General features: G+C 74.5%; 13 protein-coding genes. 9 read left to right on the top strand and 4 right to left on the bottom strand.

The annotated features are described in order from the left end of the window. Positions 1–28: 28 nt before the first annotated feature. The 3 genes from lanKC to OG842_RS25475 form a co-directional block, all read right to left on the bottom strand. On the bottom strand, positions 29–2,596 hold the full coding sequence (gene lanKC / locus OG842_RS25485; protein WP_328512546.1) for a class III lanthionine synthetase LanKC: 2,568 nt from the start codon (positions 2,594–2,596) through the stop codon (positions 29–31). Between the two features lie 23 nt (positions 2,597–2,619). Then, positions 2,620–3,966, bottom strand: a complete 1,347-nt coding sequence (locus tag OG842_RS25480; RefSeq protein WP_328512545.1) for an MFS transporter — start codon at positions 3,964–3,966, stop codon at positions 2,620–2,622. Positions 3,967–4,186: 220 nt separating this feature from the next. After that, positions 4,187–4,342 carry a hypothetical protein gene (locus OG842_RS25475; protein WP_266732861.1) on the bottom strand — a complete coding sequence of 52 codons (156 nt, stop codon included), beginning with the start codon at positions 4,340–4,342 and terminating at the stop codon, positions 4,187–4,189. A gap of 348 nt (positions 4,343–4,690) precedes the next feature. On the opposite strand from OG842_RS25475, the gene OG842_RS25470 reads away from it, so the two are divergent. The 7 genes from OG842_RS25470 (at position 4,691) to OG842_RS25440 (ending at position 12,426) form a co-directional block, all read left to right on the top strand. Then, positions 4,691–5,797 (top strand): radical SAM protein, encoded by a 1,107-nt coding sequence (locus OG842_RS25470; protein ID WP_266732860.1) that lies wholly within the window; start codon positions 4,691–4,693, stop codon positions 5,795–5,797. Then, positions 5,794–6,558 carry an iron-containing redox enzyme family protein gene (locus OG842_RS25465; protein WP_443064005.1) on the top strand — a complete coding sequence of 255 codons (765 nt, stop codon included), beginning with the start codon at positions 5,794–5,796 and terminating at the stop codon, positions 6,556–6,558. The genes OG842_RS25470 and OG842_RS25465 overlap by 4 nt, the downstream gene beginning before the upstream one ends. Continuing rightward, a complete protein-coding gene (locus OG842_RS25460) occupies positions 6,555–6,755 on the top strand; it encodes an aroma-sacti cluster domain-containing protein (protein WP_148836333.1) in 201 nt (66 codons plus the stop codon). Before OG842_RS25465 ends, OG842_RS25460 begins: the two co-directional genes overlap by 4 nt. Positions 6,756–6,871: 116 nt before the next feature. Then, positions 6,872–10,120: an adenylate/guanylate cyclase domain-containing protein gene (locus OG842_RS25455; RefSeq protein ID WP_328512544.1), complete on the top strand. Its 3,249-nt coding sequence runs from the start codon at positions 6,872–6,874 to the stop codon at positions 10,118–10,120. A gap of 3 nt (positions 10,121–10,123) precedes the next feature. Then, on the top strand, positions 10,124–11,002 hold the full coding sequence (locus OG842_RS25450) for a S8 family peptidase (protein WP_266732857.1): 879 nt from the start codon (positions 10,124–10,126) through the stop codon (positions 11,000–11,002). Continuing rightward, on the top strand, positions 10,986–11,591 hold the full coding sequence (locus OG842_RS25445) for a GAF domain-containing protein (RefSeq protein ID WP_266732856.1): 606 nt from the start codon (positions 10,986–10,988) through the stop codon (positions 11,589–11,591). Before OG842_RS25450 ends, OG842_RS25445 begins: the two co-directional genes overlap by 17 nt. A gap of 46 nt (positions 11,592–11,637) precedes the next feature. Further along, positions 11,638–12,426 (top strand): sugar phosphate isomerase/epimerase family protein, encoded by a 789-nt coding sequence (locus OG842_RS25440; protein ID WP_266732855.1) that lies wholly within the window; start codon positions 11,638–11,640, stop codon positions 12,424–12,426. A gap of 37 nt (positions 12,427–12,463) precedes the next feature. On the opposite strand, the gene OG842_RS25435 is transcribed toward OG842_RS25440, so the two are convergent. Next, complete coding sequence (locus OG842_RS25435; protein ID WP_266732853.1) at positions 12,464–13,384, bottom strand: EamA family transporter; 921 nt, start codon at positions 13,382–13,384, stop codon at positions 12,464–12,466. 136 nt (positions 13,385–13,520) lie between these two features. On the opposite strand from OG842_RS25435, the gene OG842_RS25430 reads away from it, so the two are divergent. Next, a complete protein-coding gene (locus tag OG842_RS25430) occupies positions 13,521–14,441 on the top strand; it encodes a LysR family transcriptional regulator (RefSeq protein ID WP_328512543.1) in 921 nt (306 codons plus the stop codon). 173 nt (positions 14,442–14,614) lie between these two features. Further along, on the top strand, positions 14,615–16,468 hold the full coding sequence (locus OG842_RS25425; protein WP_328512542.1) for a glycoside hydrolase family 3 protein: 1,854 nt from the start codon (positions 14,615–14,617) through the stop codon (positions 16,466–16,468). The last annotated feature ends 117 nt before the right edge of the window (positions 16,469–16,585 follow it).

Here is a 16,585-nt window from a genome sequence, read left to right as displayed (position 1 = left end):
TCCGACCGGACCGGGCGGTGGCCGCGTCTCACCCCAGCGTCAGCACGTCCAGCAGGTCGGGCCGTTCGTCCGGCGTCGCGAACACGGTGTGCAGGCCGAGCAGTACCCCCGCCGCGCCGGTCGCGAGATCGGCGGAGAACCGGCGCAGCCGGGAACCCGGCACCAGCAGCCGGTCCTGTTCGGCGACCAGGTGCCAGGAGAGGTTCCGTACCGAGTCCAGCACCTCGGGCCCCGGCCCGCCGCCGGCGAGCTGGTGGGCGGTGGCCACCAGTCCGCTGCGGCCCCTGAAGAGCCCCGGTTCGCGGATGAACTCCAGGACGCATCCCTGCCCGATGCCGGGCAGCAGGGCGGCGAGCGCCGGGTCCTCCCGGTGGGTCAGATAGCGCTGCGCGACCAGGGCCACGCCGCCGCTGCCCTGGTCCAGGTAGAGCAGATGGCGCTTCCCGTCCTTCACCTGCACGCTGCCGCCCGGCATGGTCACGCAGTGCCCGGCCTCCCGGGCGAGTGCCGCCCCGGCGGCGCGGAGCAGCCAGTCCTCGCCGGTGTGCGCGTGCAGTTCGAGGTGGAGCAGCGCGGCCCCGCAGAGCCCGCTCAGCAGACCCGCCGAATGCGGGGCGGAGGGGCCGCCGGCGGTGGGCTCGCCGCGGACCAGCGAGTCGAGTTCCCAGGCGGTCCGCAGGGCCCGGTCGAGGAGTTCCCGGTCGGGCTCGCCGGTTCCGTCCGTGGCGAACCGCAGAGCCGCCAGCGCCGTTCCCGCCGTACCGGTGCGCAGGTCGGCCGAGGTGGATGCGGGGGCCCGCAGGGCCCGGTCGAGCAGTTCGCGGCCCTCCTCGCGGCGGCCGAGCCGGGCCAGGACCAGTGCGACGCCGGGCAGCCCGTCGAAGAGCCCGCCGGGGGTGTCCGGGGCGCGGCGCGGTGCCGTGCGCGCCAGCCAGTCGACGTACTCGCCGGGGACCGGGGCGCCGACGCGGTGCAGGGCGTACAGCACCCCGGCGGCACCGTTCGCGGCGCAGATCCCGCCGGTGGTGAAGCCCGCCGGGTCGCCGGGGAAGAGCCGGTCGGTGCGGTCCGGGGTGGCCCCGGCGTGGATGCCCGCGACGATCCGTTCGCGGATGCCGGGCCAGTCCGGTTCCGGGCCGCGCAGCAGCGCGTCCACCGTGGATTCGCCGCTGTCCGCCGGCAGTCCGTGGGAGACCGCGGCGGGGCGGGGCGGGCCGCCGGCGGCGGCCGGGCCGTACCGGGCGCGGGCCCAGCGTTCGATGGTGAGGGCCTTGCCCCGGTCGTGGTCGGTCACCTCCATCAGCGGCATCAGGATGTGCAGCCAGATCGCCCAGAGCGCGTAGTCGTCCGCCTCGGCGCCCTCGGTGCCGTACGGGGCCTGGAGGCCGGGGGCGCCCGCCAGCGGGGTGTCCTGGTCGTCGAGGTCGGTGGCGTACTCGAAGTCGATCAGGACCACACGACCGTCGGGGCGCAGGATGATGTTGGCGGGGTGCACGTCCCCGAACCGCAGTCCGCGGGCGTGGATCCGGTCCAGGGCGTCGGCGAGCCGGGTCGTGACGGACCGGGCCCAGCGGGCGTAGGCGTCGAGTTCGGCGCGGGTGCGTTCGCCGCGCACCAGCGGGAAACGCTCGACGATCTCGTCGAACAGGGTGGTGCCCTCGATGTACTCCTCGATGAGGAAGTGGTGTTCCCAGACCGTGCGGACGCCGTACACCTCGGGCACGCAGTCGAGTCCGGCGAGCCGGGTCAGGGCCCGGTGCTCGCGGTGCAGCCGGGTGACGGCGTCGTCCCCGGCGGGGTCGAGTCCGCAGAGCGGCCGGGCCTCGCGCAGCACCACCCGCTGCTTGGTGGTGCGGTGCTCGGCCAGGTAGATGCCGCCCGCGTTGGAGAACTGGAGCGCCTCGGTGACCACGTACGGGAAGCTGTCGTCGTGGGCGGCGGCACGGGCGGCGAGGTGGGGGCGCAGCTCGGCGGGGACGGTCACCCACTCGGGCATCCGGAAGACCACGCCCCGGGTGTCGGGGACGAGTCGGCCGGACGGGTGGCGCATCGCGCGGACGCGTTCCCCGTCGGCGTCCCTGCACCAGAGTTCGACGAACGCTCCGTAGCGGACGTGCACGGGAGAGTTCCCGATCCGCAGGTCGCTGAGTATGTACGGTCCGCTGCGCCCGTCCAGGGCCTCGCCCAGGGCATCGAGCAGCTTCAGGAGTGCGGGTTCGTCCTCGGGGTAGAGGGTGAGGAACTTCCCCGCGCCGGACCGGTTCATGTACTTCGCCGACATCAGCCGCAGGGCCCGTTCGCTGCGCAGGAACTTGAACGCCACGCCCTGCTCCAGGCAGATCCGGGCGGTGTCGGCGAGGGTTCGCTCGGCCTCCTCCGGGACGGTGGAGACGTGGATCTTCCAGCCCTGTTCGGGGAGCCGGGCGGATTCGGGGTGCAGCGCGGTCCACAGGCCGCCGGTGCCGCGCCGCCAGCCGGCGGGCGGTTCGGCGCGGTCGAGCGGGTAGCGGGTGTTCTCGTCGGGCAGCCGGTCCGGGGTCTCGTAGTAGCGGCGGTCGGCGAGGCAGTACAGCTGGGTCTCCTGGATGCCGGGCACGGCATACCTCCTGTGGTTCGTGGTCAGGGGCGGGGGCTGCCGGCCCCGGTACGGTCCGCGGGGGTCTCGGCCGCGGCCGGTGCGGGCGGTACGTCCGGTCCGGGCCGTGCGTCCGCCACGTCCGCCGGCTCCGAGTCGGACGGGGCGTCCGGTGCGGCCGGTTCGGGTGGTGCCGAGCCCGGCCGGGCGGACGGGGCGAACGTGACGACGGCGGCGGACACCGCGAGGACCCCGGCGATCGCCCCGAACGTCGTCCGGCTGCCGAAGGCGGTGAGGAGCGCGCCCCCGGCCAGCGGCCCGAACGGCTGGACCAGCGAGGAGAGGAACCCGGCGGCGCTCTGCACCCTGCCCACCCGGTCGCCGGGGGTGACGGCCAGCAGGGTGGAGAGGAAGCCGATGCTGGCCACGGTGGACAGGCACATGCAGGCGGCGCAGAGCAGCCCGGCGAACAACGGCACCCGGACCCAGGCCATCGCGAGGGCGCTCGCCACGCAGAACCAGCAGGTGGCGGCGATCAGCGCCCAGGTATGACGTTCGGGACGCAGCCGGGGCGCGAGGAGCGCGCCGCTGAGTGCCCCGACCGAGATGAAGGTGACGACGGTGCCGCCGCCGAGCCCGGACCTTCCACCGCCCGAGAAGACGGTCAGCGCGGTGAACGTCAGGGCGCCGAAGGCGAAGTTCATGCCGAGTCCGAAGACGAGGAGCACGGTCCGCAGATAGGGCAACCGCCACAGGAACGAGAGCCCGGCGGTCAACTCGGCCTTGCTGAAAGCCGATCCGGCCCCGCTCTCGGACCTGGACCGGGTGCGTACCAGGGCCACGCAGACCGTGGACAGCAGGAGCCCGATGGCCTCGGCGAGAAACGGCAGCACCGGGTGCAGACCGAACAGGGCGCCCCCGACCATCGGCCCCACCAGCCGCGCGGTGGCGGTACGGGCCTGGAGGCGGGCGGTCGCGGTCCCCATGTCCTCGGGGGGCACGACGCTCCTCATCAGCCCGAACGCGGCGGGCCCGTAGAGGCTGCCGATGACGGCGCCCGCGCCCGCGACCAGCAGCACCAGGACCAGCGGGACGTGTCCGGTCCACACCGCCACGACGAGGGCGCCGACGACACAGAAACTGCCCAGGTCGCACAGGCGCATCAGCCTGCGGCGCTCCACCCGGTCGGCCATCACCCCGCCGGGAAGCATGGTGATCAGGACCGCGGTGACGGACACCGTGCCGATCGCACCGGCCTGCACGGCCGATCCGGTCTCGCGGAGCACGAGGAGCGGCAGGGCCAGTGCGGTCATCTGAGTGCCGAGAACGGCGAACAGACCGCTCATCCAGAGCAGTCGGAAGTCCCGGTTGTTGCGTAGCGAGGCGGCCATCGTCGGCTCCCGGTCGGTGGTTCGGGGACAGGGCTCGGCCAGTGGCCCGGCGAAGGCGACGGCCCGGCACCGGGGCCGGGGCCCGGTGAACGCGGGGGCCCGGCCCGGAAAAGCGAGGCGGGGCGGTCTCCGTGTCACGGAGCCGCCCCGTTCCGGCCGGCCGGGGCGCCACCGGGGAAGGTTCCTCCCCGGGGTGGCGCCGCGGCCCGGTCATCAGCCCTTACTGCTCCGACAGGACGAGGCTCACGGTGCTGACGCAGCTGCCGTCGATCTCACGCTCGTGGACACCCGCGGTCTCCTGCAGGTCCAGAACGGAGTGCGCCTCGACCTCGGGGGTCTCGTTGTCGTCGCCGGCGGGCTTGGTGTTCTCGGCCATGGTGGTCTCCGTCCACTCGTATGACTCAGCGGTCTCCGGTCGTTCCGGGGCGTGCCCCGGTTCTTCCGGTTGCGGCCGGCGAGTGCCTGCCGCTGACCAGAAAGTTAGGAGCCCCGGCCTGGCAAACGGCTCGACGCCGGTATGGCGGCGGTATCCCGGCAGTTCACCGGCGGTGGACGGGAGCGGGCGGGCGTCCGCCGGTGCCGGTGGCGGGCCGGCGGACACCGTCCGGCCTGCGGCCATACCGGCCCCGAACCGGATCCGGACCGGTGCCGAACCGTGCGGCGGGACGCTGTGTCCGCGCACGCGGCCGCGCGCCGCGCCCCTACGCCCGAAGGAGACGGCCGGATGGAGCTCGCCGAACTCATCGGACTGCGGCCGGTCCCGGCCGGTGGAGTGCTGGTCACCCTCACCCGCCGCTGTCCGCTGCGCTGCGCCCACTGCTCCACCGGTTCCGGGCCGGAGGTGCGGGAGGAACCGGAGGCGGACGCGCTGGAACGGTTCGTCTCCTCGTTCACCGCCGCCGACCGGCCCGAGGTGATGATGCTGACCGGCGGTGAACCCCTGCTCCGGCCCGGCCTGGTGACCTCGCTCGCCCGCTCCGCGCGGGCCGCCGGCACCCGGACCGCGCTGCTCAGCGGCATGTTCTTCGCCCGGTCCGGCGGGCTCCCGGACCCGGTGCGGCGGGCGGTGCGCACGCTCGACCACTTCTCCGCCAGCCTCGACCTGCCGCACGAGCGGGAGGTGCCCCGGGCCGCGGTGTTCCGCGCGGTGCGCGAGATCCGCGAACTGGGGGTGGCGGTCAGCTTCCATCTCACCGGCACCGGAGCGGACGACGGCTATCTCGCGGACGTCACCGCGGACATCGACCGGGCCTTCAACGGCACGGTGCCGTCCCTGGTCAACGAGGTGCGGCCGTTCGGCCGGGCCGCGTCCTGGGCCCGGCCGGCCCGGACCGTGCCGGACGGCGAGGGGGCGCTGCCGTGCGCGATGGCCGCCTGGCCGGTGGTCGCCTTCGACGGAACGGTCCTGGCCTGCTGCAACCAGGACGCGGTGGATCACCGCCCCGTACCGCCCCATCTGCGGCTCGGCCATGTCGCGCAGGACGACTGGCCGGCCGTACGGTCGCGGACGCTCGGTTCGCCGCTGCTGCGTCTGGTCCGCACGGTCGGCCCGGCCCATCTGCGGCAGCGCTGGTCGCCCGGCACACCGGCCGGTTCCTACTGCGGGGACTGCCGCCGGCTGGGCGGGCTGCCGGAGGTGGTCGCGGCTGCCGACGCGCTGGCCTCAGGCGCTGCCGGCGCGCTGCTCGATCTGACCGCCGCCCGCCGGCAGCACGAGCAGGGTCCGGTGTCGCTGGTACGACGCCACGGCTGTGCCGCGTACGCCGGTCTGGTGGCGGCCCCGGGCGGCGGGCGGAACCCGCGTCCGGCGACGGAAGGCGCCGGGTCGTGAACCCCACCGGGGCGCCGGGAGCGCGCTGCGGCGGGCGCGGGCTGCCGGCCTCCGAGCGGCTGCGGGTCAAACTCGCCTTCGCCGAACCGGCGTTGCGTGCCTCGTCGGCCGCGCTGTGGCGGTCCGATGGGCTGTTGCCCCGCTACCGGGCCTACCTGTGCGCGATGCACACGGTCATCCGGGCCTCCGTACCGCTGATGGAACGGGCCGCCGAACGGGCCGAGCAACTGGCCCGGTGCGGCGATCCGCTGGGGGCGCCACTGGCCGCCTACCTGGACGGGCACATCCGGGAGGAGGCGGAGCACGACAGCTGGCTGCTGGAGGACCTGTCGGCGGCGGGCAGCGGGCCCCGGGCCGCGCTGGACCCGGTCCCCTCCCCGCTCGTCGCCTCCCTGGCGGGGGCCCAGTACTACTGGATCGAGCACCACCACCCGGTGGCGCTGCTCGGCTACATCGCGGTGCTGGAGGGGCACGCCCCGGCGGCCGGCCTCGCACCGCGGCTGGCCCGCTCGACCGGGCTGCCCGCCCCGGCGTTCCGCACCGTGCACGAGCACGCGCGGCTCGACAACGGCCACGCCGGCGAACTGTACGCACTGCTCGACCGGTTGCCGCTGTCGCGGGGCCAGGAGACGGCCGTCGCCGTCAGCGCCCTGCACACCACGGACGCGCTCACCCAGTTGTTCGTCCGGCTCGGGCGCACCGGACCGGCACCGCCGGTGCGGGGAGCCGGGCGGTCCGTCCCGAGGGAAGGCCAGACATGACCGAACCACCGGACCGGCTCGCCGTGCTGTACGGCGCCGGCTTCGCCGTCGATCTGCTCACCGACGAACAGCGCCAGGTGCTCAACGACCTCGCGCCGGAGGAACTCACCGTGCTGCTCGACATCAAGAGCCGGCTCGACGCCGTGGGGCCCGAGGTGCAGGCGCACGGCGAGATCGCGGGCGGCGCCCTCTTCTGAGGCCGGCCGGCCCGGGGCCGTCCGGGTCCTGCCCCGTCAGGACCGTCACCGCGCGGCGGGCCGGTTCCCGTGACCCGGCCCGCCGCTCCGGCCGGACCAAGCAGAGAGGAACCCTGATGAACTGCACCTCGTGCCGGCACGAACTGCCCGCCGCCGCACGGTTCTGCCCGTCCTGCGGCACCCCGTGCCCGTCCCCGGTCGCCGCGGCGCCGGAGGACGAACGCAAGCTGGTCACCGCGGTCTTCTGCGATCTGGTGGGCTCCACGGCGCTGTCCGGGCTGCTGGACCCGGAGACCCTGCGCACCGTGACGCTGCGCTACTTCGCGGTGATGAGCGAGCGGATCGAGGCGCACGGCGGCACTCCGGAGAAGTTCATCGGCGATGCCGTGATGGCGGTGTTCGGGGTGCCGGTGATGCGTGAGGACGACGCGCGGCGAGCGCTCGCCGCGGCGCTCGGCATGCGCGAGGCGCTGGCGGAGCTGAACACCGATCTCGAAGCCACCCTGGGCATCCGGCTCGACATCCGGATCGGCGTCAACACCGGTCAGGTGGTGGCGAGTTCCGATGCCAGCACCCGGCAGGCGCTGATCTCGGGCGAGACGGTGAACGTGGCTGCCCGGCTGGAACAGAACGCGGCGGCCGGTGAGATCCTGATCGGCCCGCAGACCCTGGAGGCGGCCGGTCCGACCGTGGTCGTGCAGGAGACGGGCCCGCTGCGGCTCAAGGGCAAGACCGACAGCGTGCACGCGTACCGGCTGATCGCGCTCGGCGCCGACGACCCGGAGCTGCTGCGCCGTTTCGACGTGCCGTTCATCGGCCGCGCCGCGGAACTGGCTTCGCTGGACGAGGCGTTGGACCGTACGGTGCGCGGGGCGGGCCCGGGTCTTGTCCGCCTCGTCGGTGACGCGGGGATCGGCAAGACCCGGCTGGCGCGCGAGTGGCTGACCGGGCTCGGCGGGCCCGAGCGGCCGGTCGTCGGCACCGGGCGCTGTCGCAGCTACGGCGACCACGGCACCCTCGCGTCGCTGGCCGACGCGGTGCGGGAGGTGCTCGGCTCGCCCGTCGCCCGGGAGGCGCTGGACGGGGCGTCCGGGCGGTCCGGTGCGTCCGTGGCGGACGCCTGGGCGCTGCTGCGCGGCGGTCTGCTGCACGACGGCACGCCCAACGCCCCGTTCGAGGACATGTGCGCGGCGCTGGTCACCGTGCTGTCCCGGACGGCGGCGCGGCGGCCGGTCCTGCTGGTCCTCGACGACTGGCACTGGGCCGAACCGCTGCTGGTGCGGGCGGTGAACCGGCTGGCCGGGCCGCTCGGCCGGGCGGGCGGACTCATCGTGTGTCCGGGCCGCCCGGACGGCCCCCCGGCCGTCGCCGACCCGGCCGCGCGTCCGGCGCAGATCGTGCCGCTCACCGGGCTGCCGCGCGACGAGGCCGCCCTGCTGGCCCGCGAACTGACCGGGCCGGGCGCGGGAACCGCCCCGGACGGCACCGTCCCGGACGAAGCCGCTCCGGCCGCCCCCGGCGGGTACGACCGTGAGCTGTACGACCGGGCCGAGGGCAACCCGCTCTATCTGGAACAGCTCCTCGTCCCCGCGGGCCCGGCGCCGGAGGGTGCGCGGAACGTGCCGGGCGCGGCGCTGCCGCCGACCCTCCAGGCGCTGCTCGGTGCCCGGATCGGCGCGCTGGAGCGTGCCGAACGCACCACGCTGGACCTGGCGGCGGTCGTCGGCCGGGACTTCACCGCGCCCGAACTCGTCCGGCTGGCCCGGGCGGCACGCGGGACGGAGGGCGCGGCCCGTACCGCCCCGGCCGCCCACCCCGAGGTGTCCGCACCGGAGGACGACCGCGGCCGGGTCGCCCGCGCGCTGGCCCGGCTGTGCGGACGCCGGCTGGTGGAGGCCGCGCCCGGCGGCGAACCGGGAACGGGCCGGCACCGGTTCAGCAGCGGTCTGGTCCAGGAGGTGGCGTACGCCTCCCTGTCGAAGCGGGCCAAGGCCGAGCGGCACGCCTGGGCGTCCGAGCTGCCCAGTGTGACGGCGGCGGGCGAGGCGGCGGTCGGCGGGCACCTGGAGCGGGCGTACCGGTACCGCACCGAGCTCGGTCTGGCCGACGACCGGGCCGCCGCCCTGCGGGTCCGGGCCGCCGCGGCGCTCGCCTCGGCCGGTGCGCAGGCCCTGGCCCGTTCCGATCTGCACTGGGCCCAGGGCCTGTTGGAGCGGGCCGTGGACCTGCACCCGGCCGGTGATCCGGCCGCGGCCCCGGCGTTGCGGCGCCTGGGCGAGGTGCGTCTCGCGCTCGGCCGTTCCGAGGACGGGGAACGGCTGCTGCGGCAGGTGCTGGCCATCGGGACCGCGCCGGTGGAGGCCGCGCACGCCCGGCTCGCGCTGGCGGTGCTGGACCCGGCCTCGGCGAATGTGTCGGCCACCGCCCGGTCGGTGCTGCCGCTCTTCGAGTCGGCCGGGGACTCCGTCGGGCAGGCCCGGGCCCGGCTGCGGCTCGCGCAGCGGTTGCAGCTGGCCGGCCGCCACGAGGAGGCCGACCGCGATCTGACCCTGGCCCTGGACCACGCGGTGCGGGCGGAGGCCGAGCCGGAGCGGGCGGCCGCGCTCGGGGCCATCGGGATCTCGCTGTGGCGCGGCCCGGAGCCGGTACCGGTCGCGGTGAACCGCTGCCGTGACCTGCTCGCCGCGCACGGCTCCGGCCGCCCCGCCGTACGGACCACGCTGAACTGTCCGCTGGCCGTGCTCTACGCCCTGCACGGCCGGGCGGACCGGGCCGGGGAGTGCCTGGCCGAGGCGGAGCGGCTGGCCGACGAGCTGGGGTACGCGGAGGCGGAGGTCTTCCTGCCGGTGTTCCGGGCGACGGTCGAGGCGCTGCTCGGGCGCACCGGACCGGCCCTGGACCTGCTCGTCCGGGCGGACCGTGCGGCGGAGCGCGGCGGGGCCCGGTCCATGCGTCCGGCCATCGCGCTGGAGGCGGCGCGGCTGCTGCTCGACGACGACCGGCCGGACGATGCCGGTGCGTGGCTCGAAGGGGTCGGGGCACCGCGGTCGCTGCCGCACTCGGACCGGGTGGACCTGGCGGGACTGCGGGCCCGGCTGGCGGCCGGGGCCGGGGACGGGGCGTCGGCCCTGCGCCACGCGGACCGTGCCGTGCGGGACTCCCTGCTGACCGATTCCCCGCTGGTGCGGGCCACCGCGTCGCTGGACCGGGCGCGGACGCTGGCGCTGCTGGGCGATGCGGCGGGCGCGGCGGCGGCGGCGCGGGAGGCCCGGGAAGGGTTCACGGAGAAGGGACATCTGCCGGGCCGGCGGTGGGCCGCACGGCTCGCCGTCGGAGCGGCGGCGGCCACGACGGAGAAGAGCTGAGGGATGACGACCACGGACACGGCACCGGGGCCGGGACTGACCTGGAGTCTGCGGGGGCGCGGCCCGGACGACGTGGCGGTACTCGCGGACGCCGGCCCCGGGCACGACGCCGGGGGCGTACCGGGCACGGGGCGGGGCGTACGGGTCTGCGTGGTGGACTCGGGCGTCGAGCGCGATCATCCGGGCGTCGGCCCGGTAGAGGGGTCATGGGTGGTGGTCAAGGACCCGGAGACGGGCGGGACCGAGGTGCGGCCGACCGACACCGGGGACTCCTGCGGACACGGCACCGCCTGCGCGGGCATCATCCGGCGGACCGCTCCGGACTGCGAACTGCACAGCGTACGGGTGCTGGGCGAGCGGTTCTCCGGTACCGGGGACGTGCTGCTGGCCGGGCTGCGCTGGGCGGTGGAGCAGGGTTTCGACGTGGTGAACCTGTCCTTGTCCACCACTCGTGCCCGGTTCGCCGAGGAGTTGCACGCGCTGGCCGACCACGCCTACTTCAACCGGACGGTCGTCGTCGCCTCGGCGCACAACTCCCCGGTGGAGAGCTATCCGTGGCGGTTCGCCTCGGTGATCTCCGTGGGCAGCCACCAGGAGGAGGACCCGGGCCTGCATCTCTACAACCCCGACCCGCCGGTGGAGTTCTTCGCCCCCGGCCAGAACGTGACGGTGCCCTGGCTGGGCGGCACCTCGATCCGTACCACCGGGAACAGCTTCGCGACCCCGTACATCAGCGGACTGTGCGCGCGGCTGCTCTCGGCCCATCCGAGGATGACGGCCTTCCAGCTCAAGAACGCCCTCTATCTCTCCGCGGCCAACGTGCGGTTCGGTCCGCGGCTTTCCACCCCGGCAGGAGAGGTTTGTGATGACTCCGAGAACTGAATCAGCGTCCGCCGCGGGCAGGGTGCCGTCGGCCGATCCGCACCGGCGTGAGCTCCTCCAGTCCGTCGTCGACGTGGCCCGCGCGATCTTCGGCGCGGCGGCCAGTTCGGTCTTCCTGCTGGACGAGGAGGCGGACGAGCTGGTCTTCCAGGCGGTCTCGGGCCGGGGCGAGGAGTTCCTGGTGGGCCGTCGGTTCCCGGCCGGTCGCGGGATCGCGGGCTGGGTGGCGACGTCCGGCGAGCCGATGGTGGTGGACGACCTCAGCACGGACTCCTCGTTCGACCGTTCGCTCGCCGAGTCCACCGAGTTCGTGCCCAGCGCCCTGATGGCGGCCCCGCTGATCAGCGACGGCCGGGTGCTCGGTGTGCTGGAGGTGCTCGACCCGTCCCCCCGTGCCCGCACGGACATCCGGGAACTGGATCTGCTCGCCATGTTCGCCCGGCAGGCCGCCGCGGCGTTGCGGATGGCGGCGTACGCGCCGGCGGCGGCCGGTGCGCCGGAGCCGGGCGAGCGGCTGGGGCCCCGGCAGCGGGCGGACGCGCTGAGGCTGCTGGATAGTCTGGAACAGCTGCTCCGGGAGCCCTGCTGAGGCCGGGCCGGCAGGGCGGCCGGACGACGATGGAAGGACCACGCAAGTGAAGCTCGCTTTCTCGACCCTCGGAGTGCCGGGGATGCCGGTCGCCGATGTCGTCCGGCTCGCCGCCGGGCACGGCTATCAGGGTGTGGAGCTGCGCGCCCACCCCGAGGAGCCGGTGCACCCCGGCCTCTCGGCGGACGAACGGGCCGCCGTCGTCCAGGAGTTCAAGGAGGGCGGTGTGGAGATCCTGACCGTCGCCGGGTACGTCCGGGCCGCCGCCGAGGGCGACGACGCGCCGGTGCTGGACGAGCTGGCCGGGCTGGTGGACCTGGCGCACGACCTGGGTGCGCAGAACGTCCGGGTCTTCCCGGGCGGCGGTGGCCAGGACCCCGACACGGCCGACGCGACCGCCGCCCGGCGGCTGGCCGCCGCCGCCGAGCACGCCGCCGACCAGGGCGTACGCATCCTGCTGGAAACCCATGACTCGCACCGGGGCGGCGCCGATGTCGCCCGGGTCGTCGGGACGGTCGGGCACCGGCAGGTGGGCGCGCTGTGGGACATCATGCACACCTGGCTGGCGGGCGAGGAACCGGCCGCGAGCCATGCGGTGCTGGCCCCGCACCTGGGATACGTGCAGGTGAAGGACATCGCGTCGGCCGAGGACACCGAGCCGTTGGCGCTGGGGGCCGGGGTGCTGCCGCTGGGCGCCTGCCTGGACACGCTGGACCCGGACAGCTGGGTCTGCTGGGAGTACGAGAAGCGCTGGCACCCGGCCGCGGCGGAGCTCCCCGGGCTGCTGGACGCCGGGCGGGAGCACCTGCTGCGGCTGGGCGCGCCCAAGCAGTAGGCGGCGCGCGGGCCGGGGGGCGCGGCACGCGGCCGGGTCAGGCGGCCCGCGCCACCTCCGGCTCCGAGGACTCCGGGGCTTCCTGGGCCCCGGTGCGCGGGCGTCGCGCCCCCGCCAGCGACGTGAGGGCCACCCCGCCGACCAGCAGCGCCGCCGCGCACCACCGCAGCGGGCTCACCGACTCGCCCAGCAACAGCGCGGCCGAGGACATCCCGAAGACCGGGACGAGCAGGGTGAACGGGGCCACCGAGGAGGCAGGGTGGTGGCGCAGCAGGAAGCCCCAGGCGCCGAAACCGAAGACGGTGGTGATCCAGGCGACGTAGACGATGATCCCGGCGCCGCTCCAGTCAAGCGCGGCCAGCGCCTCCTTGTCGCGGTCCCAGCCCTCGAAGAGGAGGGAGAGGCCGAGCAGCGGGAGCACGGGCACGGTCGAGACCCAGACCATGAAGTTGAGCGAGTCGGGCGGGGCGGCCTTGCGGGTCAGTACGTTGGACACGCCCCAGCAGGCCGCCGCCGCGATCACCAGGACGAAGGCGAGCACGGGGCCGCCCGCCCCTTCGTCGACGGCGGCGACCCCGATGCCCGCGAGCGCCACCCCCATCCCCAACACCCGTACCTTTCCAGGGCGTTCACCGAGTGCGACGGCGGCGAAGAGGGCGGTGAAGACCGCCTGGACCTGGAGCACCAGAGAGGACAGACCGGCGGGCATCCCCCGGTCCATGCCGATGAAGAGCAGGCCGAACTTCGCCACCCCGAGGACGAGCCCGACGCCCACGATCCACTTCCAGGCGACCTTGGGCCGGCCGACGAAGAAGACCGCGGGCAGCGCGGCGACCAGGAAGCGCAGGGCCGAGAAGAGCAGCGGCGGGAAGTGCCCGAGACCGAGCTCGATGACGACGAAGTTGACACCCCAGACGGCTGCCACCAGGGCGGCCAGGGCGATGTGGAGGGGACGCATGCACCGAGGATCACCCGCAGCGACCATGTAGCACCAGCGCGGATTTCTTCATGGTGAAATTGAGCATCGCTAATGAATCACGTGACTGATCACGTGTCTGATCCACTCGTGGATCACCGAGGTCCGGGAGGTTGCGGTGCTCGATCTGGCCCGGCTGCGCGCCCTGCACGCCGTCTTCGTCCACGGCTCCGTCGCGGGCGCCGCCGCCGCGCTCGGCTACACCCCGTCGGCGGTCTCGCAGCAGATCACCAAGCTGGAGCGGGAGACCCGCACCACGCTGCTGGAACGGCGCGGTCGCGGTGTCGCGCTGACCGAGGAGGCGCTCCATCTGGCCGAGACGGCCCAGCAGTTGCTGGCGATCGTGGAGCGCGCCGAGACGACGCTGGAGGAGCGCAGGGGGCTGCCGACCGGGCGGCTGTCGATCGGCGCGTTCGCCTCCGCGGCGCGCGGCCTGCTGCCCGGAGTACTGGCCTGGCTGGACCGGGAGCACCCGGCGCTGGAGGTCCGGATGACCGAGGTCGATCCGCATCTCTCGGTCGACCTGGTGGCCAAGGGCGTGATCGATCTGGCGGTGGCGCACGACTGGGACATCGCCCCGCTGCCCGCCCCCGAGGGCGTGGCGCAGGCGGTGATCGGCGACGACCACTGCGATCTGCTGGTGCCCGCCGGGCATCGCCTCGCCGGGCGGGGCGCGGTGCGGCGCGAGGAGCTGGCGAAGGAGCGGTGGATCTGCCAGCCGCCGGGGACGGTCTGCCACGACTGGCTCGTACGGACGTTGCGGGCGGCGGGCTGCGAGCCGGACATCCGGCACCAGGCGGAGGAGAACCACACCCAGCTGGCCCTGCTCGCCGCCGGCCTCGGGGTCGCGATGATCCCGCGCCTGGGGCGCGGGCAGCTGCCGCCGGGGGTGGTGGCGGTGCCGCTCGATCCCGTGCCGGTGCGACGGCTGTACGCGCTGTGGCGTACGGAGGCGGCCCGGCGGCCCGCGATCACGGCGGCGGTCTCCGCGCTGCGGGCGCACGGCGCCGCGGTGGGGCTGGGACAGGGGCAGGACTGAGGCGAGGCAGGGGCCGGACCGAGGCGGGTCGGGACGGTCTCAGCCACGCCGGACGTGCTCAAAACGGTCCGGACTCTTGACCGGAAGTTATTTTCTGGATATCCGTGCTCCTTGGAAGTTTCTTTCACCACTCTCACCACCTCTCGTCCCCGAGTACGGCCGAAGGAGCTCACGTGCACCACCGCACCTCCAGACGCACCCTTCTCACCGCCACCGCCGCGACGGCCGTAGCCGCCGTCACGGGCGTGGGCATCGCCCCCGGCGCGCTCGCCGCCCAGCGGTCCGCGAGCAGCGGACAGCACTATTCAGCCGCCACCACCAAGCGCCTCAGGCGGATCATCTCCGGGATGTCCCTGGAGGAGAAGGTCGGGCAGCTCTTCGTGATGCGGGTGTACGGGCACTCCGCCACCGACCCCGACCAGGCCGACATCGACGCCAACATGGCCGAGATCGGGGTCCGCACCGCCGCCGAGATGATCGACCGGTACCACGTCGGCGGGATCATCTACTTCGCCTGGGCGCACAACACCCGCGACCCGCACCAGATCGCCGAACTCTCCAACGGCATCCAGCGCGCCGGTCTCGCCGGCCCCACCCCCCTGCCGCTCCTCGTCTCCACCGACCAGGAGCACGGCATCGTCTGCCGGGTCGGCGAGCCCGCCACCCTGATGCCGGGCGCGATGGCGCTGGGCGCGGGCGGTTCGCGCTCCGACGCCCGCCGGGCCGGGCAGATCGCGGGCGCCGAACTGGCCGCGATCGGCATCAACCAGAACTACGCCCCGGACGCCGACGTCAACGTCAACCCGGCCAACCCGGTGATCGGCGTGCGCTCCTTCGGCTCCGACCCGCAGTCCGTGGCCGCCATGGTCGCCGCGCAGGTGAAGGGGTACCAGAGCAGCGGGATCGCCTCGACGGCCAAGCACTTCCCGGGCCACGGCGACACCAGCACCGACAGCCACACCGGACTGCCCGTCATCACCCACACCCGGGAGCAGTGGGCGGAGCTGGACGAGCCGCCGTTCCGGGCCGCGATCGCCGCGGGCATCGACTCGATCATGACCGCGCACATCGTGGTCCCGGCCCTGGACCCGGCCGAGGACCCGGCGACGCTCTCCCACCCGATCCTCACCGGCATCCTGCGCGAGGAGCTGGGCTACGACGGTGTCGTGGTGACCGACTCCCTCGGCATGGAGGGGGTGCGGACGAAGTACGGCGACGACCGCGTGCCGGTCCTCGCCCTCAAGGCCGGCGTCGACCAGCTGCTCAACCCGCCGAGCCTGGACGTCTCCTGGAACGCCGTCCTGGAGGCCGTGAAGAGCGGTGAGATCAGCGAGGCCCGGATTGATGAATCGATCCTGCGCATCCTGCGGCTGAAGACGAAGCTCGGGCTGTTCGACAACCCGTTCGTCAGCCGCGCGGGGGTGGACCGCACCGTGGGCACCCGGGCGCACCTCGCCGCCGCCGACCGGATCGCCGAGCGCACCACCACGCTGCTGGCCAACGACGGCGCGGTGCTGCCGCTCTCCCGCCGCTCCCACAAGAGCCTGCTCGTGGTCGGCGCCGATCCCGCCTCCCCGTCCGGCACCACCGGACCGCCGACCACCACCCTGGCCACGGCGTTCGGCGAACTGGGTCACGCGGCGACCGCGCTGTCCACCGGCACCGCCCCCACGTCGGCGAAGATCGCCGAGGCGGTGGCCGCCGCACAGGGCAAGGACGCGGTGGTCGTGGCGACGTACAACGTCTCGGCGACCAGCTCGCAGCGCACCCTGGTGCGCGCGCTGGCGGCGACCGGCGTCCCGGTGATCACGGTGGCGATCCGCAATCCGTACGACATCGCCCAGCTGGCCGGGACCGGGTTCGCGGCGAACCTGGCCACGTACTCCTGGACCGATGTCGAACTGCGGGCCGCCGCCCGGGTGATCGCGGGCCGCGCCGAACCGCAGGGCACCCTGCCGGTCCCGGTGCAGCGCGCGGACGACCCGTCGAAGGTGCTGCACCCGGTCGGTTACGGGCTGACGTACTAGCCGGAAAGCACGGAACACGGAGGGGCTGTGCGGCACGCGCACAGCCCCTCCCCCTGCTCACGGAACCTGCTCGGAGAACCTGCTCGGAGAACCTGCTCACGGAACCGGATCGCAGGG

Source organism: Streptomyces sp. NBC_00376, from assembly GCF_036077095.1.
Lineage (GTDB): Bacteria > Actinomycetota > Actinomycetes > Streptomycetales > Streptomycetaceae > Streptomyces.
The sequence above is the reverse complement of the archived record's forward strand: the minus strand, read 5'-3'. Positions and strand labels throughout refer to the sequence as shown.

What these genes read in the sequence shown, in the direction of transcription:
- OG842_RS25480 (WP_328512545.1), bottom strand. Translation starts at nt 3,966, where the DNA reads ATGGCCGCCTCGCTACGCAACAACCGGGACTTCCGACTGCTCTGGATG.
- OG842_RS25475 (WP_266732861.1), bottom strand. Translation starts at nt 4,342, where the DNA reads ATGGCCGAGAACACCAAGCCCGCCGGCGACGACAACGAGACCCCCGAG.
- OG842_RS25470 (WP_266732860.1), top strand. Translation starts at nt 4,691, where the DNA reads ATGGAGCTCGCCGAACTCATCGGACTGCGGCCGGTCCCGGCCGGTGGA.
- OG842_RS25460 (WP_148836333.1), top strand. Translation starts at nt 6,555, where the DNA reads ATGACCGAACCACCGGACCGGCTCGCCGTGCTGTACGGCGCCGGCTTC.
- OG842_RS25455 (WP_328512544.1), top strand. Translation starts at nt 6,872, where the DNA reads ATGAACTGCACCTCGTGCCGGCACGAACTGCCCGCCGCCGCACGGTTC.
- OG842_RS25450 (WP_266732857.1), top strand. Translation starts at nt 10,124, where the DNA reads ATGACGACCACGGACACGGCACCGGGGCCGGGACTGACCTGGAGTCTG.
- OG842_RS25445 (WP_266732856.1), top strand. Translation starts at nt 10,986, where the DNA reads ATGACTCCGAGAACTGAATCAGCGTCCGCCGCGGGCAGGGTGCCGTCG.
- OG842_RS25435 (WP_266732853.1), bottom strand. Translation starts at nt 13,384, where the DNA reads ATGCGTCCCCTCCACATCGCCCTGGCCGCCCTGGTGGCAGCCGTCTGG.